At 37.6% G+C, this 21,357-nt stretch carries 15 protein-coding genes; 14 read left to right on the plus strand and 1 reads right to left on the minus strand.

The features are described from left to right. The first annotated feature begins 605 nt into the window (after positions 1-605). The 4 genes from DESOR_RS04640 to DESOR_RS04665 all read left to right on the plus strand — a co-directional run bounded on the left by DESOR_RS04640 (position 606) and on the right by DESOR_RS04665 (position 8,413). A complete protein-coding gene (locus tag DESOR_RS04640) occupies positions 606-2,162 on the plus strand; it encodes an RNA-dependent RNA polymerase family protein (protein ID WP_014183449.1) in 1,557 nt (518 codons plus the stop codon). Between the two features lie 1,513 nt (positions 2,163-3,675). After that, positions 3,676-4,593 (plus strand): HamA C-terminal domain-containing protein, encoded by a 918-nt coding sequence (locus tag DESOR_RS04650; RefSeq protein WP_014183450.1) that lies wholly within the window; start codon positions 3,676-3,678, stop codon positions 4,591-4,593. Next, positions 4,581-7,127: a DEAD/DEAH box helicase gene (locus DESOR_RS04655; RefSeq protein WP_014183451.1), complete on the plus strand. Its 2,547-nt coding sequence runs from the start codon at positions 4,581-4,583 to the stop codon at positions 7,125-7,127. The genes DESOR_RS04650 and DESOR_RS04655 overlap by 13 nt, the downstream gene beginning before the upstream one ends. A gap of 470 nt (positions 7,128-7,597) precedes the next feature. Continuing rightward, complete coding sequence (locus DESOR_RS04665; protein WP_014183452.1) at positions 7,598-8,413, plus strand: hypothetical protein; 816 nt, start codon at positions 7,598-7,600, stop codon at positions 8,411-8,413. Here the strand turns inward: DESOR_RS04665 and DESOR_RS30905 are convergent. After that, a complete protein-coding gene (locus tag DESOR_RS30905) occupies positions 8,401-8,550 on the minus strand; it encodes a hypothetical protein (protein WP_427854237.1) in 150 nt (49 codons plus the stop codon). The two genes, DESOR_RS04665 and DESOR_RS30905, sit on opposite strands and share 13 nt — an antisense overlap. Positions 8,551-8,862: 312 nt before the next feature. Here DESOR_RS30905 and DESOR_RS04670 point away from each other — a divergent pair, with 312 nt between their 5' ends. The 10 genes from DESOR_RS04670 to trxA all read left to right on the plus strand — a co-directional run bounded on the left by DESOR_RS04670 (position 8,863) and on the right by trxA (position 21,325). After that, positions 8,863-10,581 (plus strand): DUF262 domain-containing protein, encoded by a 1,719-nt coding sequence (locus tag DESOR_RS04670; protein WP_014183453.1) that lies wholly within the window; start codon positions 8,863-8,865, stop codon positions 10,579-10,581. Positions 10,582-11,114: 533 nt separating this feature from the next. Next, positions 11,115-13,217 carry a single-stranded-DNA-specific exonuclease RecJ gene (gene recJ, locus DESOR_RS04675; RefSeq protein WP_014183454.1) on the plus strand — a complete coding sequence of 701 codons (2,103 nt, stop codon included), beginning with the start codon at positions 11,115-11,117 and terminating at the stop codon, positions 13,215-13,217. Between the two features lie 71 nt (positions 13,218-13,288). Further along, positions 13,289-13,801 (plus strand): adenine phosphoribosyltransferase, encoded by a 513-nt coding sequence (locus DESOR_RS04680; RefSeq protein ID WP_014183455.1) that lies wholly within the window; start codon positions 13,289-13,291, stop codon positions 13,799-13,801. Between the two features lie 79 nt (positions 13,802-13,880). Beyond that, complete coding sequence (locus DESOR_RS04685; RefSeq protein ID WP_014183456.1) at positions 13,881-16,100, plus strand: RelA/SpoT family protein; 2,220 nt, start codon at positions 13,881-13,883, stop codon at positions 16,098-16,100. Position 16,101: 1 nt separating this feature from the next. Next, positions 16,102-16,551, plus strand: a complete 450-nt coding sequence (dtd, locus tag DESOR_RS04690) for a D-aminoacyl-tRNA deacylase (RefSeq protein WP_014183457.1) — start codon at positions 16,102-16,104, stop codon at positions 16,549-16,551. A 14-nt stretch (positions 16,552-16,565) separates the two neighbouring features. Further along, positions 16,566-17,186 (plus strand): MBL fold metallo-hydrolase, encoded by a 621-nt coding sequence (locus DESOR_RS04695; RefSeq protein ID WP_014183458.1) that lies wholly within the window; start codon positions 16,566-16,568, stop codon positions 17,184-17,186. Positions 17,187-17,536: 350 nt separating this feature from the next. Continuing rightward, a complete protein-coding gene (hisS, locus tag DESOR_RS04700; protein WP_014183459.1) occupies positions 17,537-18,808 on the plus strand; it encodes a histidine--tRNA ligase in 1,272 nt (423 codons plus the stop codon). 1 nt (position 18,809) lies between these two features. Next, positions 18,810-20,585 (plus strand): aspartate--tRNA ligase, encoded by a 1,776-nt coding sequence (gene aspS / locus DESOR_RS04705; RefSeq protein WP_014183460.1) that lies wholly within the window; start codon positions 18,810-18,812, stop codon positions 20,583-20,585. Positions 20,586-20,691: 106 nt separating this feature from the next. Further along, on the plus strand, positions 20,692-20,973 hold the full coding sequence (locus DESOR_RS04710; protein WP_014183461.1) for a metal-sensitive transcriptional regulator: 282 nt from the start codon (positions 20,692-20,694) through the stop codon (positions 20,971-20,973). A 22-nt stretch (positions 20,974-20,995) separates the two neighbouring features. Then, entirely contained in the window at positions 20,996-21,325 is a 330-nt protein-coding gene (gene trxA, locus DESOR_RS04715) for a thioredoxin (RefSeq protein ID WP_014183462.1), read from the plus strand. The last annotated feature ends 32 nt before the right edge of the window (positions 21,326-21,357 follow it).

Raw genomic sequence — 21,357 nt, forward strand, 5'->3', positions numbered from 1 at the left:
TTGATGCCGTAATTAGCCGTTCATTTCATATTTGTTTAGCAGTATCAAGTCTGAATAATATTATATGATAAGCCGCTGGAGTTAATTAGAATGTGCATCAAGTAAATTCACATTGGTCACCGTGAGATCCACCTTTTGAGACTACCATAAGGAATGCGCAACTAGGTCAAGACTTAACATGTGACCCCTTGGTGGATGCCTCGATGGGTCGAGGGGATAAGGCTAATATGATGTTTTCTATTGAGTAAAACTCCATCCCGTTTTAGGGGTAATATCTGCCGTCCCTATTGACATTCCTCAATAAAGAAACAGATTCACAAAATTAAAGCCCAATAGGTTGATTCGCTAAATCAATCTATTGGGCTTTTTGGCACTGATTATTACACTTCTTGACATTTTGAGTACTATTCTCTGATAATTGTATATAGGAGGAATGCTTAGAAGAATTATTAAGTCTTTTTGAAGCAATATCGTATATTCTGTAGTCTTATGTATACATAATGATTTGTTAGAATCGGCCTAATAGCTACGTCGTTATGAGGTAATAACAAGTAATCTACGAAATAGTATGGCATACTGCTGATAATGTTGGGTAGGAGGACAAAATGGATATAAATAATTATTATAATTTTAAAAACCCTGTTAGACACTTCTTGAATATAAATAAGGTTCGTTCTCCTAGAATTGATGGATTTGAACTTAAAGATTTATCTTGGACTGAACCTATAAAGTTTCGAGTGAGAAAGCAAGATGATAAATACAGAACCTTAAAGATGCCAAATATTTTAAACTTTTTATGTTCATATGAACGTTTTAAAGATTCCACAAACTTTTTAGATATTTGGAATATAGATACTCACAAAAGATTAGTACCTAATCTCGAAACAGGAGATTTTGCTACAGGTATATACGATGAACAATTAGAGAGCGATTTTCAACAATTATGCATATACGATAATTTACTTAAATTAGATATTAAGAGTTATTATGGAAGAATTTACACGCATGATATAGAAATCGAAAGCCGAGGAGATGAAAAATATGAAAACTATATAACAAATTTAAATTTAGGTAACACTAATGGTCTAATAATGGGTAATTACATATCTTTATACTTAGCTGAGAAATATTTAAAAAAAATAAGTGCTGAAATTGAAAATACACTGGAAAGAAACATGATTGATTGCAGTTTTTCGTACTTTTCGGATGACTTTTACTTTTTTTGCAATATAAAGGATAATGAAAAAGTAATAAAGTTGTTTGATGATGTGTTAGAAAAGTTCGATTTAGAAAGAAATGATGGAAAAATTGAAACATGGACTTATTTATCATACAATAACTATAATTTAATAGAAAAGTATTGGAAGAAGATTAGGTCGGATTGCAAAAGTAGATATGACGATTCTAAAAATGATAATAAGTTGTATTTTATTAACCAATTAATTTATCGTATGTCTAACTTAGAAGATGATAAGCTTAAAAAAACCTTTTTAAACACTTTTTTTAAATCAACTTATTTTCAAACACTTAATATTGCCAACAAATTTGCTGTTCAAGAGTTCAATTTCCATCAATTATGTTACATATTTAAATTTTCCCCTGAAACTATGTTATATGCTATTAATAAATTTAAACATTTGGATTATTTCTCAGGAGAAAGGTTCAAAAAGTTTTTAAAGGTAAGATACAGTGAGGCATTATCTGAACCTTATAATGAAGAACAGCTATATTATTATTACATTATAAAGGTGGTAGGCCATGATTCAATATTAGGAGAAACGACTGATATTGTTGCAGAAAGTAATAATCAGTTATTAATATCTTATTATTTAAAAGATTATTTATTTAGTAATGAAATTATATCAAGGTTAAAACTAATAAAAGATAAACGCTATTGGTTTCAAAATTACCATTTGATATTATTTAGTGACCTGAAAAATGATTTAGAAGATAGTATTGGACAATATCTAATCCCTGAATATGCTACTAAAGAAAGACAGAAAAAGAGTTATATGGATTTCTATAAAATGAATTTAGAAATAGGAATCTCGATAATAGAAGATATAGACTCGATAAATCATAATATTAATAAGTACATAGAATTATTAATCGGGGAACGAATTGAAGCTTTTGGAGAAACAGAGGATGAAGATGTTGATTAATAGCTTAAATTGTTAAGGTCGAGTAAAAATATTAGATATAATAGTAAGTTTTCCGTAAAAAATTGGCTTTACACTGTGAAGGGCGGAAAAAGAACATGGAGATAAAAACTACAAAACCAGGCTATCTTAACAAAAATAATCAAATTAATACTGGACGGACAGAGGAACAGGGTACAGATCACATGCAATGGTTTTACTCGATGGAATGTCAAAACTGCAATTTCAAGTACAAAGCGAACGGATCGGATATTTGGCAAAGAAGGTGTCCCAACTGTCAAGGGGGGAGACCATAGTTTATTCGATTATAAAAGCTCACTTATAGAATAGGTGGCTGTGAGACAAACAAAGTCATGAGGTTATTCCTTATAGAATTACTTTTAACTTGGCTATATTGTGTTTACGTCATTTACAGTCCGAATTTAATAGGGCTAATTCATATAATATTGATCTTCCATCAATCGAGCCTCAATAAGCCTAGAGAAGAAACAACTATATCTTGAATAATTGATTCGGTAGTGAAGGGATCGTGGTGAATCAGAGCACGTCACTGAATATTTCGTTTCAAAAGAGCAGTTATCTCGGGCGAATTAGAGCATCCACTAGGGTCAATTTGAGTACCTTTCGCGATCAACAGAGCGCCTTGTAATATTGATTATTCGATTGGATTTACCACACTGATTTTTGCCAGCAACGCGCCATACGTCTCTCTAACCCCAGATTAAAACTTGATATGGAGGCGAGGAGGCTACCCTAAATCAAGGGATGGGGCTTACCTAATAGGAATACATCATATGAGTCACAGCCCTCGACCCATTGAAGCATCAGAGCAGGGTCCCATGTCAAGTTTATTATCCCTAGAGGAGTAGTAGAGTAGGAATTGCGACTTGTTTATTAGATTCACTGTCCGAGACGAGTGCTCTCGAATACCGTGATGACTGCTCTGTCCTTCCGAGATGCCTGTGCTCGGTTAACGAAATATTCACTGTCACGGACCTGTCTCGATAAATGATCATATTGAAGAGTCCGTATGGGATACCATGGCAATGGAAATCGAAATTGATTAATTTGCGGTTGTGCACTTATTTCAATAGCAGAGCATCAATTCGTCTCTGATATAATTTTATAACTCATTAATGATGATACACGAAATTGCAGGGACAATTTCAAAAGAACTACTTTAATATCATGTAGATATCCCGTTTTTAGGTTACAATATCATTTTGATTCATGCCACAGCGTGTTCTTGAATATTGATCATAAAAGGTTGTCTAAAAGGCTCTTAATAAGGAGCTAGAGGGCTAGTGCTATTGTTCATGCCAGAAAAAAGGTTCTGGCTTTTTTTTATGCTAAAATTAAATATTGCAGGAATTATTAGAACAATGTGGAAAGATAGATATTATTAGGTAAATCCATAATTATTTACCCTATCTTGAGTATAATTGTAGCGATTTATCATAAGAAGCAGTAGCAGTCGGATTTGTAGAGGCCACGAATGATGAGGAGCGAATCGACTATGAAGATAAGCATCGGTGAGAATGATTTTTTGGATTCTTTTGAGCATCTATGGGAAAAAAATTTAGATGAAAATGGCGTCAGTAAATTGAATTTATTTGTCCTTAATATAAATGCAAACAGTTTTGATTACTCATGCTTAATAAAAAACATTCGTGATCCTATGATTGACTATTCAGTATCCAGAAAAATAAAAGAAACTTACAAGCAGAGACCAGCAACGTTAACATATGAAGCACAGAAAAAATTCAAAAACTATATTAACAACACGGGAGAACTTGGAGAATTATTGCTATATTGTTTTTTGGAGACACATCTAAATGCACCTAAAATACTATCAAAACTTGAGTTGAAAACCTCTACAAGTATGTATGTGCATGGAGCTGACGGAATCCATATGTTGAAATTAGACAACGGAAATTATCAGTTGCTCTTTGGGGAATCAAAAACTATTGCTGATTTGACAGTTGCACTTCGTGATGCTTTTGATTCAATTTATGAGTTTAAAAATGAGGTCAATGAAGTTGGAAAAGAGAAGAGTGGTATCAACTATGAAAAAACCTTATTATATAATAATCTCGACAAAGAAATTTTTTCGGAAAAAGAAAGAGATTTCTTAAAAATGATTATTTACCCAAGTAGAGAACGAAACTTTGAAGTTGATGACGCCTTCGGTATTTTTATAGGTTACGAAATTGAGATGTCCGATGATGATAAGAAATTACCTAATAGTGAATTCCGAAAGAAACTCAAGGAAAAAATAAGCAATGACACAATAAAAAGAATAAGTTATATCAATAAAAAGATTATTGATTTAAAATTATTTGGTCATAGTTTTTATATTTATATTGTACCATTTACCGAACTGGATAATAATAGAAAACATATCATGAAGGAGATTACTCAATGGGGGTCTTAAAAGAGTTTGCATCAAAAGTCTTCGAAGATGACTATTTTTTAGAGTTGTATAGTAAAGTGGAAGAAATTGAATTAAATAAGTTTTTTCATTTTAGACATAAAAACCTAACAGAAAAAGAATTCTTTGATTTAATGAGGTATGCAGATATTCTCTCTTACTCAGATAAAGCCAAAGAAAAAAATTGTAGTTATAAAATAATAAGTTTATTATTTGAAGAATTTTCAAGTAGTAAACTTTTCATAAGTTTAGCATACGCAATTTTAATTAGATTGGGGAATTTTCCAGCCCTTGAGATAATTTCAAAAAAATGTAGCAATATCATTTCGCCTGATGAGGTTGAAATGGAAAAAATTATAAAAGAAATATTTCAAAAAGATCCATACGGAAAATATATTTTCACTGATCCTCAATTTAATATTTATCAAGCTCTTAAAAATAACAATCATTACAGTTTCTCTGGTCCTACTTCTCTCGGGAAGTCCTTTATTATGGAAGCTTTTATTAAATATTTAATACATGAACATCATTATTGTGAAAATATTGTTATATTAGTTCCTACAAGAGCATTAATAAACCAAGTTACTCTTAAAATGAAAAGTGAATTAAAAGATGTAAAAGAATACAGAGTATTATCACATCCAGTTATCCCTAAACTACATACAAACAGCAATACTAAATATTTATTTGTTTTTACACCTGAAAGATTAATATCTTATTTAGCTAATGTTAATAATCCTAAGATAGACTATATGTTTATTGATGAAGCACATAAAATGGTATCTAATAATGATTCAAGAGGGCCATTATTTTATCATGCAATTTTACAAGCCGAAAGAAAAAGTGTAAAACTGTTCTTTTCCTCACCAAATGTACCTAATACTGAAGTGTTTCTTCAAATTTTTGAAAAAAGCACTGAAGAAACAATGTCAATTAAAGAATCTCCTGTTGCTCAATCAAGGTACTTTTTAGATTTATATAATAATAAAATAACCCTATTTTCTGATTTTAACAAAGATGTAGAAATTCAATTAAGTTCTATTAACGAAAATGAAAAAAATTTTAACTTTTGGTTAAATAAGCTTGGTAAAAACTCAAAAAATATCGTTTATTGTAATTCTACTAAAGATACTATTGAATATGCAATAAGGTTTTCTAGAGTGTTGCCAATAAAAAAGAATGAGAAAATAAATGAATTAGTTCAACTAATAAAAGAACATATACATAGAGATTATTATTTGATAGAGTGCTTAAAAAAAGGAGTAGCATACCATTTTGGTAGGTTGCCTCAAAGAGTAAGGGAGAAAATTGAACAATTATTTAGTGAGAGAATTATAGATTATATTTTTTGTACATCAACATTGTTGGAGGGAGTCAATTTACCAGCTAAAAATATATTTATCTTAAGTAATGCCATTGGTCTATCGAAATTTAAAGACATAGATTTTTGGAATTTAGCAGGTAGGGCAGGGAGGTTATCTAAAGAATTATCTGGAAATATCATTTGCACTAAAATAGTAGATAAGAGAAATAGTTGGGGTAATCTAGAAAAAGATATTCAAATCATTAAGAATAAAGATGTAAAAAAAATACAACCGCTAGTTATAAAAGGACAAAAAAATTTTTTTGAAAATATTGCGCGTTCATTAGAAAACCGAGAATTCACTAGGAAAAATGTGTCTAGTGGTGAAATTGAGATTTGGAACCATTATGCTAACATTGCACTGATTCATGAATTAAGGGATGATCAGTCAGTATTAAAATCAAATTTCATTACTAAAATACAAAACGGAAAAGAAATACTAAAAAAGAAAACAAAGGAAAATTATGTTCCTGCAAATATATTAACTGTTTCCTCAACGATTAAGGAAACATATCAAAATAGAATTTGGTTAAAAGACAACTTAATAACTTTACCAACTGAGGTTACAAAGGAAAATTGTTATGGTTTTCTTATCCAATTATATGATTTATATAATTGGGCTGAGGAAGAGTCAAAAGGTCATGCTCCTTTAGCAAAGAATATTAATAAGCTAAAATATTATGCGATCCTAATGAAAGATTGGATGACTTCAGTGCCTTTAAATAAAATTATCTGGAGTATTATAAGCTATTACAAGGAAAGAGGAGAATTCTGGGATGTAGATGGTTTTATAGAGTTTACTGGAGAAGAAAAATGGGTTATAAATCTCATTATAAATGAGTTAATGCGTGATATTGAGACCAATATTAGATTTAAAATGAAAAACTATTTTACAAATTATTATTTAATTATGTGTGAAAAATATGGCGAAAAGAATGCTGGAGCTAACTGGGGGGACTATTTAGAGTATGGCACTACCGATTTGAAAATAATTGAACTCCAAAATATCGGATTACCAAGACATTTGGCAACTTATATTTTGGATAATCATTTAGATTGTTTAGAGTTTGAAGATGGTGCTTTGATAAATATCTTCGAAGATAAAATCATACAAGATTTAGATAAAAACAAGCCTGAGTATTATGAATTTATCCAAACTTTTGGATTGAATTAAATAAATTTGTCACAATAACTGGAAGGAATCCAACTTAACGGGCTAGATTACTAATAGTTATATCAAAAAAGACTAACTCCACTTCTTTTGAGCTAGTCTTTATATATAATTTTTCTTCTTCTTGCCTTCTTAAATTCCTTAATCTCCAGACGTGATAGTGGAGTTAATTGAAATCCACATTCTGTTAGCGAAATCCAAAACTTTGATCCTTGTTTTAACCCAAGTTGTTTTAAGACTGGTTTAGGTACAGTTATAAGAGAACCTTTCTTTACCGTACAGTTAAAAATCAAAATTATGATTACCTCCTACAAAGGGGTTACGAAATAGCAGACGGCCACTATGTATATTATAGCTAAAACTAAAAGGGTATTCTATAAGCTCCGCTAAGAAAGATATAAATTTCAACTATTTGTCCTTTCAGAGGCAATCCATATGTAGGTAAATATTAGGGATTATGAGGTGGTTCAAATATGTCCGAAGAGGATTTAAGGGACAAAATAAGAAAAGAAATTCTAAAGTCTGGTTTCCCACTAGAACTTTACTGTCAACAGAAAGTTCTAGATTATAATTGGTCTATTAATATGAACAAGCAATATCAGGATAAAGATGACAACTTCAGAGAAATTGATATTGAAGCGCATAAACAAGATATGATAGCTGAAAACCTCAGATTATCGACAAGACTAATTATTGAATGCAAGAAAAATCATTCCAATCCGTGGGTGTTTTTTAGAGAAAAAACACATGGTCCTATTATGTACTTAACTGTAGCTGGAGATATTGATGAAAGTGGTAAGGAAAATTTTTTTTGGCGACATCATTATAAAGAGACGGTACTAGAACACCATTATAAAACCACTACAGATAAGTCCCGTGCTTATGTTGTACCGTTCAAACATGATAATCCTAAAGAAAATAGACAGATTTACGAGAGCGTTAGTAGTGTAATCAATTACTATAAACATCATGGGTTGGAGAAAATTCGTACTTTTGATAGGAATTTTATAAAACTATTTTATTTTGTAGTAGTTTACGATGGTAAATTGTTTATGGCAGATGTTATAAATGGTGAAGATGTTCATGTTGAGGATACTAGTCATGTATTACTTGGTGTTTCCAATGTTGATGGAAAAAGGACAAGGCATTATACGGTGGATATTGTAACAAAAGAATTTTTTGGAGAGTACTTAAAGATTCTTGAAAACGATGGGCTTTTAACTGCCGAATACGCACTGTCTATTCATGATAAGAAGTTAGACGAAAGCTTGTTAAGTCATTCGTTGTGAGTAGATACACTATATATTTGTAAGTTAGCCGAAATTTTTAGAATCAAGAAGTCTTTCAATCGGAGATTAAATGCTTTGGCGATTTTCTCCAGATTGACAATGGATATGTTCCTGCTCCCATTCTCTACGCTATTAATATATGTCCTATCAAATTCAGATTTATGAGTGTAACATTCCGTTGTATTCTCAACTCTTTAATTCTATGGCCTACTGCAATCTTAATATCCATTATCACCACTCCGACAAGACTTTGATTTAAGTCTACTCTACTTGGAAGGATAACTATAAATCAACGGATTATACGTCACGTACAAAGCTACATTCTTCATATAAGTACCTTTAATTTGAAGGCTAATATGATAAAAATTTCTTTTTTGTAAATAGAAGGGTATTCGTTGTTTTAGTAGAAATTAATTTAAGATTTACAATTTTTTAGGGGGAGCATGTATATGAGTTATATAGATGTCACGATAAAGGATATTGTGGGTAAAATTGGAAATAATGAAATTTATCTCCCCGCTATTCAAAGAAGATTTGTTTGGGGTTATGAGCAAATAGAGAAACTTTTTGATTCAATTATGCTCGGCTATCCAATTGGAACATTTCTATTTTGGAAAGTAGAGAAACCCAAAACGAATGATTATACTTTTTATAAGTTTATTCAAGAATATCATGAACGAGATAGTTTAAATGAACTTGCACCTAAGCCCGAAATGAAAGATGTTATAATTGGGGTTCTAGATGGTCAACAGAGATTAAGTTCTATGTATTTAGCTCTTCAGGGAAGTTATGCATATAAAAAACCAAGGGCAAGATGGGATAATGATGATGCATTTCCTAAAAGACTTCTTTATCTTAACCTACTTAGAAATCATCAGACAGATGACGAAGGTAGTATAACCTACGAGTTTAAATTTTTAACAGTCACAGAAGCTAAATATAAAGACGAAAAATGTTTTTGGTTTCCTATAAAGGAAGCTTTAAAGTGGAAGGAAGCTAATGATTATATAAAGTATGCAACAGAGAAGGGATACCTCACAAATGGAATCTTTATTGATATCTTAACTACATTATGGCAAAGAATTACACAAGATAAAATTATAAATTATTTTGAAGTCGTAGCGGATCATCTCGATGATATTTTAGATATTTTTATCCGAGTTAATAGTGGAGGAACTGTGCTTTCTAAAAGCGACTTACTCTTTTCCACAATTGTTGCTAATTGGGAACAAGCTAGAGAAGAAATAGAAGATCTTCTGAAAAATATTAATGGTAAAGGCGATAAATTTAATTTTGATAACGACTTTATCATGAGGACGTGCCTAGTCCTTACTGATAGCCCAGTATTATTCAAAGTGCATAACTTTAAAAAAGAAAACGTTCTAAAAATTAAGGATAATTGGCAAACGATCAAGGATGCAATTAAGACAACAGTAGATATAATTGCGGAATTCGGATTTAGTCAAGAAAACTTAACATCCAAAAATGCGATAATCCCTATAAGTTATTACATATATAAAGGCGGAAATTTAAGTATTAACAATAAAAACTTAATGAGAAAGTACCTTGTTGCAAGTTTGCTGAAGTTGGTGTACGGGGGAAAGGGAGATCAAGTTCTTGACACTATCAGAAATGTTCTTAGAAAAGAAAAGTCTGATGGGAGCTATATTCTAAAGAGTAACGATTTTCCACTAGCGAAGCTATATTCAACAAAACTACCTGCAGAAAAAAGCCTGTTATTTACAGATGAGGATATTGATGAGTTGTTCGAATATAAGAAAAGTCCATATACGTTTATGGTTTTATCATTACTATATCCTAATCTCAAGCTAGGACAGGTAAAGTTTCACCAAGACCATTTGCACCCTGCAAGTTCTTTTACGGCTATGAATCTAAAACAAAGTTGTGTTCCAAATATAAAATGGACTACTTTCCAAGATGCTAAGGACAAATTAGCTAATCTCCAGTTGTTGGAAGAAAACGAAAATGAGTCTAAAAGTAAGACTCCATTGAAAAAATGGTTTGATAGTAACATAGTAGATAAGGCTAACTATAGAACATTAAATTTCATTCCAAATGTAGATTTGGAACTTACGAATTTTGAGTTATTTATAGAAGAAAGAAAGAAACTTATGTCAAAAAGGTTTAAGGAGATTATCATGAACTAGAATAAGATTGGTTTACCAACTTAGGTTTCATGCAAAATGGACAGAATTGTATTGCTGTCCATTTTGCATGTGCGAATAGGTTGTTATTAGTTTATGAGCTAAGAGAAAGAGTATATGCATTTTTAAGTTCAGATATAGGGTAGTGTCCTACATTTGGAATTAGGATAATAGTGGCTCCTTGTAATAGCCCTTAATCATTTATCTAGGAAGACATCGATAATTAATTACTTTTGTTGTATTACACTTTAATACATTTTGTGGGCGTAAAATAAAAAGGGTGTTGACAATAAACGTTAAAAATTGTGTGATTTCTCGTAAGGTGCTAAAAATTATATGTTATGTTATATTGTATATGAAGAAAGTAAAAGCCACTGTCTAAAAAAAGCTGGTAACATTTCAATTGTTTATTTACAACTTGTCCTTTAGAAAAAATGAGATTGTCTAACTGCATTAAGCCAGAAAAGGTAGAAAAAAGTGTGTGTTTATAAGGGGTAAGAGTTATTAGACAAAAAAGCAAGCAACGATTCTATGACGTGGACGGGGTGACGAGTACCACTTTATTATACAAAGTGTTAATAGACTTAGGATTTAAGGCTGTTGCGTATATTCCTCACCGGCAAGACGAAGGGTATGGCCTACATTCTGAGGTTATTGAACGGGCTGCAAAAGCGGGTGTTGGTGTGGTCATTACCGTGGATTGTGGAGTTACAGCAGTCTCTGAAGTGGAACTGGCTAAAACTCTGAATATTGATGTTATCATAACCGATCATCATGAGCCTCAGGATGCTTTGCCGAAGGCTCATGCCATCATTAATCCTAAGGTTGAGAATTCAGGTTATCCTTTCAGGAACTTAGCAGGGGTTGGGGTTGCTTTTAAATTAGCCCAAGCTTTATTGGCAAGAATCGGGAGTCGCGAAGCCAGGTCACATATGGAAATCCAATTGCTGGATTTGGTGGCTTTAGGAACTATTGCCGACTTAGTCCCTTTAATTGGAGAAAACCGAATATTAGTGCATCACGGACTTCTTCAGATGGAGAAGACGAACCATCCGGGCTTAAGTGCCCTGCTTAAAGAGTGCGGGCTAAAGGATAAATCTCTTAAAGCCGGGCAAATAGGTTTTATGGTCGCTCCCAGAATTAATGCGGCTGGGCGAATGGATAGTGCACGAACAGGCTTGGAACTCCTTCTGGCAGAGGATCCGGAGCGGGCTGCTGAACTTGCGTGTCAATTGACCAGAGAAAATCAGTCCCGGCAAGAAACAGAGAAGGAAATTCTGGCAGAAGCCATCGCAATGCTGGAAGGGAAGCCTCTGCCAAGAGTGATTGTACTATCCGCGGACCATTGGCACCATGGAGTCATTGGTATTGTAGCCTCTCGTTTGGTTGAACGCTATTACCGGCCTGTATTTTTAATTGCAGAAGAAGGAGAAGAAGCCAAGGGTTCGGCTCGCGGTATTCCAGGTTACCCGGTTTTAGAACAGCTCAGTACTCAAGCTTATCTTTTGACAAAATATGGAGGTCATAAGCAGGCCGCTGGTTTCGCTCTTTTCTCTAAGGATATTGATGATTTAAGAAAAGGGTTAAATGAACAAGCCTTACTTTATGATGAGACTTTATTTCAGGAAGTTTTGAGAATTGATTGCCAGGTGACTCTTGATAAGGTTTCAGGGGATTTGCTAACTCAACTTGAAAAAATGGCTCCCTTTGGGTTTGGCAATCCCGGTCCCCTGTTAGCATGTTCGGGAATTCCTGTTCATTCGGTAACGGCTGTTGGCAAAGACCAAACTCATCTAAAATTTCGCTTTGGTTCACAGGGCGAGCAAGAAGGAATCGCTTTCAGGTGGGGAGAACGTTTAAACGAACTAAAAGGTCAGCCTGAATTAGATGCAGCCTTCGCTCTTGATTGGAATACTTTTAGAGGGCAGGAAGCAGTTCAGTTAATTATTAAAGATATCCAAAAGGAAGCTAAATGGCAGAACTCACCTGCCGGGGGGGACAGCCACAGAGCTTATCGGGAATTTGCAGCCGCCGTGGAGGAATCCGATATCCAGTGGATAGACTGGCGGGAATTGCCTCGTGCATCTTGGCCGCTCCCAACTAATGAACAGATATGGGTGTGGGACAATACTGTGAGTAAGCCCACCTTACGATTAGGGAACACGATTGCTGGGGAAAATGAAACCATTAATCAAAGTTTGGGTATCATGCTTGGCCTTCCCCTTACGGAAGAAGATTTTAAAGAAGGCGTAGAAAAGCTTCGTGAATTAGGGATTGTCAGGATTGCCTTAGCAGGATTTCAAACTCACCCTGAGGAAAAGGTTCATCGACGCTGTTGTTACATATCACGGGAAGAACTTATAGGTTATTATCGGGACCTACAGGTTAAATCAAGACAAGGAAATCCTTTTTCTTGGGAATTGATAAGTGATACAGCAGATCGGGCTAAGGAAGCCTTAAAGATTTTTGAAGAACTGGGGCTTATCCTCTGTCTTGGAGGAATAGACGAGATTCAACTGGAATGGATTCCAGCTAAGAAGAGATTAGACCTTGATTCTTCTTTGCGTTATCGTTTTGCAAGAGGATGCATAGAGAAGGCATTAAAGTTTCAGCAAAGACTATTAGCCTCGACTCTTTGATCAGTAGGCTTGCAATAAATCAGCATCAGATGTTTCAAATTTGACTGCATTAAAAGAAAGGCGGAAGGATCATGGAGTTTAGGGATCATATACGAGTTATTATGGATTTTCCCAAAGAGGGGATTTCCTACAAGGATGTTACCACGCTGTTGAAAAATGGAGAAATGTATCATGCAGCTATTGATGAGCTTGTGGAAAGAATTAAGCCGTGGAAGCCTGACGTCATCGTTGGCCCTGAAGCAAGAGGGTTCCTTTTCGGTGCGCCCGTTGCTTATGCTTTAGGAGTCGGCTTTGTCCCAGTTCGCAAGCCGGGTAAATTGCCCGCTCAGACAGTTTCTGAGACTTATGCTTTAGAATATGGCTTCGACACTTTAGAGGTCCATGCAGATGCTATTCATCCCGGTGAACGTGTCGTCGTGGTTGACGATTTGTTGGCAACGGGTGGTACAACTCTGGCAACTGCAAACCTAATGAAAAAGATTGGGGCAGAAATGGTGGGAATGGGTTTCTTGATTGAACTGGCGTTTTTGAAGGGACGAGAAAAATTAGCGGATTACTCAGTCTTTTCTCTGGTTGAATACTAATTGAAGGTTGAAGTATTTGGGTTTATCGGTAGCCTAGTGGTAGATCGAGCGTTTTAGCGCGGATGAGAGGAGTTCACCTATGTCTTTCGCGGAATTATTGGTAAAAATGAAAAAGAAATCTCCCCAGGCGCGTCTAGCAATCGTGGACAAGGCCTACCATTTTGCTGAAGTGGCACACAGAAATCAACTGCGCAACTCTGGGGAAGACTATATTTTACATCCCTTGGAAGTTGCTCAGATATTGGTAGAACTTGAAATGGATGAAGCGACTATTGCAGCAGCGTTACTGCATGATGTTGTAGAAGATACAGAATATACCATTGCAGATATCGAGAAAAATTTTGGCGAGGAAATAGCGCTGCTTGTTGACGGGGTAACCAAACTCGGCAGAATTGAATATAAAAGTAAGGTTGAGCAGCAAGTAGAAAATTTACGCAAAATGTTTTTGGCCATGGCCAAAGATATTCGGGTTATTCTTATCAAGCTTGCCGACCGGCTGCATAATATGCGGACTTTAAAATATCATTCCCCTGCCAAACAAAAGGAGATTGCCCAGGAAACTCTGGAAATATTTGCTCCCCTTGCTAATCGGTTGGGGATTTTTCGGATTAAATGGGAGCTGGAAGATCTATCCTTTCGCTACCTGAAACCTGAGGAATACTACGATTTGGTTGAGGGTATCGCTCTTAAGCGGCGGGAACGTGAAGCTTATATCAATGAAGTCATAGTCCAAATGCGTGAAAAGCTGGATGAAGTACAGATCTACGCAGATATTGCAGGCCGTCCTAAGCATTTTTACAGTATTTATCGGAAGATGACGACTCAAAACAAAGAACTAAGCGAAATATATGACTTAATGGCCATTCGGGTCATTGTGGATTCTGTCAACGATTGTTATGGTGCTTTGGGAATTATTCATACCATGTGGAAGCCTATACCGGGGCGTTTTAAAGATTATATTGCCATGCCCAAACCAAACATGTACCAGTCTTTGCACACAACGTTAATTGGTGAAAATGGTGAACCTTTTGAAATTCAAATTCGGACCTGCGAGATGCATCGTACATCTGAGTATGGTATTGCTGCTCACTGGAAATATAAGGAAGGAAGCGGCAAAGAGTGTTCTACCAACACCACCAGTAATAAGACGGCCAGTGTCAATTTTGAGCAAAAACTTTCCTGGCTCCGTCAATTGCTGGAATGGCAGCATGATTCACGGGATGCCGGTGAATTTATGGAGTCTTTGAAGATCGATTTATTTGCGGATACAGTTTTCGTGTTTACCCCTAAAGGGGATGTGGTAGAATTGCCTGCAGAATCATGTCCCGTTGATTTTGCTTATCGAGTTCATACGGATGTGGGACACCGCTGCATAGGGGCCAAGATTAATGGCCGGATTGTTCCTCTTGATACAAAACTCGCCAACGGTGATATTCTGGAAATCCTTACTTCTAAGCAGGGCGGAGGTCCCAGCCGGGATTGGTTGTCTTTTGTCAAGACATCCCAAGCCAAGAATAGGATTCGTCAATGGTTTAAGAAAGAGCAGCGTGAGGATAATATCATTCGCGGGCGTGAAAGTTTAGAGCGTGAAGTTCGTAAACTGGGATTGGAGCCGGCGGAAATTCTGAAACCAGATAGTCTCATGGCTATTGGTAAAAGTCAAAATTTTGTGAGCTTGGATGATTTATATGCCTCCATAGGAGACGGAGTTCTGACTCCAAATAAGGTTCTTATGCGCCTGCGTGAGGATTTGACCAAAGAAGAACGAGAGAAAATGCAGCTCGCGGCAATCCAGCAGGGTGAGGTTAAACCATCAAGTCAAATCTCCTATGGCAAAGCTTCTCATGGTGTGCGGGTTAAAGGCGTGGATAACGTCTTGATTCGTTTTGCTCAATGCTGTAACCCTCTTCCCGGGGATTCAATTATCGGTTATATTACTAGGGGAAGGGGGGTTTCCATTCACCGTGAGGATTGCAGCAATGTGCTTAGTCACACTAATGATGAGATTGACAGGATCGTAGAGGTTATGTGGGCCGAGCAGGTAGATACCACCTATCCAGTGGATATTCAAATTTATGGCAGGGATAAACCCCGGCTGGTTACTGAAGTTATGAACGCGGTTTTAGATACCCGTACCCACATTCTGGGTATTAATGCCCGGGTGGGGAAAGGGGAAATCGCCCATATTCAATTGAGAATCGAGATTAGAAACGTGGAACACCTTAAAATGGTAATGCATAAAATTCGCAGGGTCAGAGATATCACGGAGGTAAAGAGGATCCATTCAGGAGGAAACTAAGATGCGCAGTGTTATTCAGCGGGTCAAACGCGCTTCTGTCACGGTGAAAGGTGAAAAAGTGGGAAGCATAGGACCTGGACTTTTGGTCCTGCTGGCTGTTGGGCAAGAGGACGGAACCGAGGATATCACATGGATGGTCGATAAGATTGTGGGGTTAAGGGTTTTTGAAGATCAAGAAGAAAAAATGAATCAATCACTTTTAGACGTCAATGGAGAAATTCTTGTGGTTTCCCAATTTACTCTTTATGGAGATTGCCGTAAGGGAAAGCGTCCAAGCTTTTCAGCGGCTGCGCCCCCGGATCAAGCTAAAGCGTTATTTGATCAGAGTGTTGATAGAATTCGAAGTTATGGTTTAAAAGTGGAAACTGGGGTTTTTCAAGCTGTGATGGATGTTGAATTAGTTAATGATGGGCCGGTGACGATACTTTTGGACAGTAAAAAGAAGTTCTAGGGAGGGAGTACCTGATGATTGAAGGGCGAGCTATGGGTTCCATGGGAGCAAATTGTTATTTGTTGGCTTGTGAGGATACTAAGAAAGCAGTGATCATTGATCCTGGAGCTGATGGGAAAAGGATTTATCGCTGGGTGTTGGAAAAAGGCTATAAGGTGGACTACATTTTGCTGACCCACGGACATGTGGATCATATTGGTGCTGTGGATGAGCTTAGAGAGTTGTTAGGGGATGTCTTAGTAGGAATTCGTACCGACGATGCAGACATGCTTACGGATGGGAGAAAGAATCTTTCCGGTTACTTTGGTCCGGGGTTAGTTTTAAAGAAGGCGGATCTTTTGCTTCAGGATGGGCAAGAAATTATCCTCGGCAATCAACGGATTAAAGTGATTTCCACACCGGGTCATTCCCCGGGAAGTGCTTGTTTTCTATGTTCAGATGGCTTAATCAGCGGAGATACTCTTTTTGCCGGTTCCATTGGCAGGACTGATTTCCCGGGAGGATCCATGGATCAGCTCCTTAATGGGGTTAAGAATAAACTCTTAATTCTTCCCGATGATACCAGAGTGTTTCCGGGTCATGGCGAAGAAACCTCTATTGGTGTAGAAAAACGGAGCAACCCTTTCCTGGTTTAAATACCTCAGCATTTATTGACAACTGATGTTTATCTTTGATAACATCAAGAGATAATAGTAATGTTAATACATTTAGATGTAGATTACTCAAGAAAACTTTTGGGAAGATTTCGTGTTCAATCTTTCTTCAGGGAGGGCTGGCGAGACTGGAACCAGCTTGGAAGACTCACGAAAGAAACAACCGAAAAGGAGTTCTTTGCATTCGGATAGTCTCGTTAACGACTAAAAAGTGGGCGGATACATTCCGTCAATTAGGGTGGCACCACGAGAAGTTCTCGTCCCTTGCGCAAAGCGAGGGATGAGAACTTTTTCTGCTACTCAGAAAGCATACTATCTAAGGAGGAATATGTGTGGCAATTCAGCGCCCAAAAGGGACTCAAGACCTTTTGCCGGGGACCATTGAGCAATGGCAATATTTTGAAGAAGCCATTCGTTCTGTTTGCCGGGACTTTGGTTATGAAGAAATTCGAACCCCTATGTTTGAAGCAACAGAACTATTTCAAAGAGGGGTTGGCCAAACGACGGATATTGTCAAGAAAGAAATGTATACCTTTAAAGACAAAGGAGATCGTTCTATGACTCTGCGCCCGGAACTGACAGCTTCAGTCTGCCGCGCTTATGTCGAGGACAAGCTTTATGGACAACCTCAGCCGGTCAAGCTGTATTATGTAGGTCCTATGTTTCGTTATGAAAGACCTCAAAGCGGGCGTTTCCGCCAGTTCCATCAATTTGGGGTTGAGGTGCTGGGGGCCGATCAGCCTATCGTGGATGCTGAAGTGATCAGTCTAGTCTGGAATCTGTATCAGCGCCTTGGTTTAAAGGGCCTGGAAGTGCATGTTAATTCCGTAGGGTGTCCTGTTTGCCGGGCCAGACACCGTGAACAGCTTCAGGACTTTCTGGCCAGCCGAAAAAATGAGCTCTGCAGCGATTGCCAAGAACGCTTTGACCGCAATCCTTTGCGGATTTTGGATTGTAAAAATACAACCTGTCAATCCGTTACTGAGGGGGCCCCTACAACCAAGGATACCCTTTGCGAAGATTGCAGTTCACACTTTGAAAGAGTTCTGGCTCTGTTAGAAAGAGCAGGAGTGGTGTATAAAGTAAATCCGCGCTTGGTTCGAGGTTTAGACTATTATACAAAAACCGCCTTTGAGGTTATGGTAGATGAAATCGGGGCCCAGAGTGCTATTTGCGGGGGCGGACGGTATGATAAATTGGTTGAAGAAATTGGCGGACCTCCAACTCCCGGTATTGGCTTTGCTATGGGAATAGAGCGTGTTTTGGCAGCTCTTCAAGTTCAAAACAAGCTGCCGGAAGCAGAACCTAAACAATTTGGCATGTTGATTGCCCTTGGCGAAAAGGCACAGATTGAGGGTTTTGCCCTGCTGAGCGCTTTGCGGGGCCAAGGAATACCGGTGGGGATGGATTTGCTGGGCCGAAGTTTAAAGAACCAACTTAAATCAGCCAATCGCCAAGGTGCTAGTTATGCTTTCATTCTTGGCGAAGAAGAGCTTGCTCAAAATGTAATGGTTATAAAAGATTTGACATCAGGAGAGCAAACGGAAGTTTCGCTGTCAGATGCAGTCAATGAAATCAGCAAAAAGTATCAGAGAGGTGTTTAAGATGACAGTTTTTTCCGAACGTGTTGAAAATGGAACCTTAGGCCTTGAAAAAGTGGGAGAAGTTGTCCGCTTACTAGGCTGGGTTCAGCGCCGTCGTGATCATGGGGGCTTAATCTTTGTCGATTTGCGGGATCGCTCCGGTATAGTTCAAGTTGTTTTTGACCCCGAGAAAATGGGGGACAGATTTTCTGTTGCTGAAAGTCTGAGGTCGGAATTTGTGGTTTCTATTCAAGGGCAAGTGATTGCTCGTCCTGAGGGGATGATTAATCCAAATTTAACAACAGGAACAATTGAAGTTGTTGCCTCAACTCTGGAAGTTTTAAACGGAGCAAAAACGCCTCCTTATTATCTTGTCGACCAGGTGGACGTGGATGAAACTTTACGCCTTAAATACCGCTATCTCGATTTACGGCGGCCGGAAATGCAGGCAGTTTTTAAAACCCGGCATCAAGTCATGCAGATTATGCGCAATTACTTTACTAATTTAGGTTTTAATGAAATTGAAACTCCCATGCTCAATAAATCCACACCTGAAGGCGCACGGGATTATCTGGTTCCCAGCCGTATTCATCCCGGTGAGTTTTACGCATTGCCCCAATCTCCTCAATTATATAAACAGCTGTTAATGGTGGCCGGGATGGAGAAATATTTCCAGATTGCTCGCTGTTTCCGCGATGAAGATTTGAGAGCGGATCGCCAGCCTGAATTTACTCAGTTGGATGTAGAGATGTCTTTTGTTGAAGTAGAAGACATACTACCTATGATGGAACGTTTAATGGTGAAGATTTTCTCAGAGACGGTAGGAAAAACAGTACCTACTCCTTTCCCGCGTTTAACCTATAAAGAAGCCATGGATCGTTTCGGCTCGGATAAACCGGATACACGCTTTGGCATGGAACTGATTGATGTGGGAGAACTTGTAGGCAAGACCGGATTTAAAGTTTTTGCCAATGTTGTGGCCAATGGCGGAAGTGTAAAATGTATTTGTGCCAAAGGATGCGCAGGCATGCCCCGCCGGGAAATTGATGATCTCGCAAAGTTTGTGAGTACCTACAGAGCTAAGGGACTAGCCTGGATTGTATTGGCTGAGGAGGGTATAAAATCTCCCATCGCTAAATTCTTTACCGAAGAGGAGATGGCGTCCTTAATTCAGCTAACCCGTGCCGAAACAGGAGATATTTTGTTCTTTGTGGCGGATACCTATGCCATTGTCTCAGATGCCCTTGGACATCTGCGTTTGGAATTAGCAAAACGTTTAGGACTGATTGAGGAAGGTTCCCTTCAATTTTTGTGGGTCACGGAATTTCCCCTCTTAGAATATGATGAAGAGCAGAAACGGCATATTGCCATTCACCACCAATTTACAGCACCCATGGACGAGGATTTGCCGCTTCTTGAATCAGATCCTCTGAGTGTACGGGCTAAGGCCTATGATATGGTCCTTAATGGTACTGAGCTGGGAGGAGGCAGTATTCGGATTCATCGCCGTGAGGTTCAGGAACGCATATTTAAACTGCTGGGCTTTTCAGAGGAAGAAGCAGTAGCGCAATTCGGTTTCTTGATGGAAGCTTTTGAGTACGGAACTCCACCCCATGGCGGGATTGCTTTCGGCCTCGACCGAATGATTATGCTTCTTACGGGAAAGGATAATATTCGTGACGTAATTGCTTTCCCGAAAACTCAAAGTGCTTCTGATTTGATGTCTCATGCTCCTTCCACTGTGGCAGAAAAGCAGATTAAGGAATTGCATATCAATATTGACCTGCCTGTAAAATGATTAAGACCATTTGACCTTATTGGACGAACAAGAGTTGACAGGGAAGGGGGCTTTGGCTATAATAATTATTGTAGCTACCCCCTTAGGGTATCGGAGGATGCATAGCATGACGAATTCAACCCCTTATTCGGAATCCAAAGAGGATTTAATGCGCAGGCTTAAAAAAATCGAAGGTCAAGTCAAAGGGATTCAACGTATGGTTGAGAACGACAAGTATTGTGTCGATGTTTTGATTCAAGTGGCTGCAGTTCGTGCTGCGCTCAATAAAGTAGGCACTATAGTTTTTGAACACCATTCTCGGGGATGCATGCGCAATGCTGTTGAGAACAATAACCAGGAAGCTGCGATCGAAGAGCTTATTGGGGTGCTCGCTAAATTTATTAAGTAAATTTTTGATTGGAGGAATTAATATGGCAGGTGCAAATGTTAAAACCTTTTCCACAGCAAACTTTGAAGCGGATGTGTTAAAGTCTGAGAAAGCGGTTTTGGTTGATTTTTGGGCTCCTTGGTGCAGCCCTTGCCGCATGGTTGCTCCCGTTGTTGATGAGCTTGCCGATGAATATGTCGGACGGGTTGTTGTAGGGAAGGTCAATGTCGATGAGAATGGCCCTCTTTCCAGTCAATATGGAGTTATGAGCATACCTACTCTGGCAATTTTTAAAGGCGGAAAGATGGTTGACAGAATCACTGGCTTCCGTGGTAAAGCGGACCTGGTTAAAATGCTTGATAGCCATTCCTAATACATGAATTGGCAGGGCGGTTATATAAGTTA

Origin of the sequence: Desulfosporosinus orientis DSM 765, assembly GCF_000235605.1 — a bacterium.
Taxonomy (GTDB): domain Bacteria; phylum Bacillota; class Desulfitobacteriia; order Desulfitobacteriales; family Desulfitobacteriaceae; genus Desulfosporosinus; species Desulfosporosinus orientis.

What these genes read in the sequence shown, in the direction of transcription:
- DESOR_RS04685 (WP_014183456.1), top strand. Translation starts at nt 13,881, where the DNA reads ATGTCTTTCGCGGAATTATTGGTAAAAATGAAAAAGAAATCTCCCCAG.
- DESOR_RS04665 (WP_014183452.1), top strand. Translation starts at nt 7,598, where the DNA reads ATGTCCGAAGAGGATTTAAGGGACAAAATAAGAAAAGAAATTCTAAAG.
- aspS (WP_014183460.1), top strand. Translation starts at nt 18,810, where the DNA reads ATGACAGTTTTTTCCGAACGTGTTGAAAATGGAACCTTAGGCCTTGAA.
- DESOR_RS04695 (WP_014183458.1), top strand. Translation starts at nt 16,566, where the DNA reads ATGATTGAAGGGCGAGCTATGGGTTCCATGGGAGCAAATTGTTATTTG.
- DESOR_RS04680 (WP_014183455.1), top strand. Translation starts at nt 13,289, where the DNA reads ATGGAGTTTAGGGATCATATACGAGTTATTATGGATTTTCCCAAAGAG.
- DESOR_RS04655 (WP_014183451.1), top strand. Translation starts at nt 4,581, where the DNA reads ATGGGGGTCTTAAAAGAGTTTGCATCAAAAGTCTTCGAAGATGACTAT.
- trxA (WP_014183462.1), top strand. Translation starts at nt 20,996, where the DNA reads ATGGCAGGTGCAAATGTTAAAACCTTTTCCACAGCAAACTTTGAAGCG.
- DESOR_RS04670 (WP_014183453.1), top strand. Translation starts at nt 8,863, where the DNA reads ATGAGTTATATAGATGTCACGATAAAGGATATTGTGGGTAAAATTGGA.
- DESOR_RS04710 (WP_014183461.1), top strand. Translation starts at nt 20,692, where the DNA reads ATGACGAATTCAACCCCTTATTCGGAATCCAAAGAGGATTTAATGCGC.
- DESOR_RS04640 (WP_014183449.1), top strand. Translation starts at nt 606, where the DNA reads ATGGATATAAATAATTATTATAATTTTAAAAACCCTGTTAGACACTTC.
- DESOR_RS04650 (WP_014183450.1), top strand. Translation starts at nt 3,676, where the DNA reads ATGAAGATAAGCATCGGTGAGAATGATTTTTTGGATTCTTTTGAGCAT.
- dtd (WP_014183457.1), top strand. Translation starts at nt 16,102, where the DNA reads ATGCGCAGTGTTATTCAGCGGGTCAAACGCGCTTCTGTCACGGTGAAA.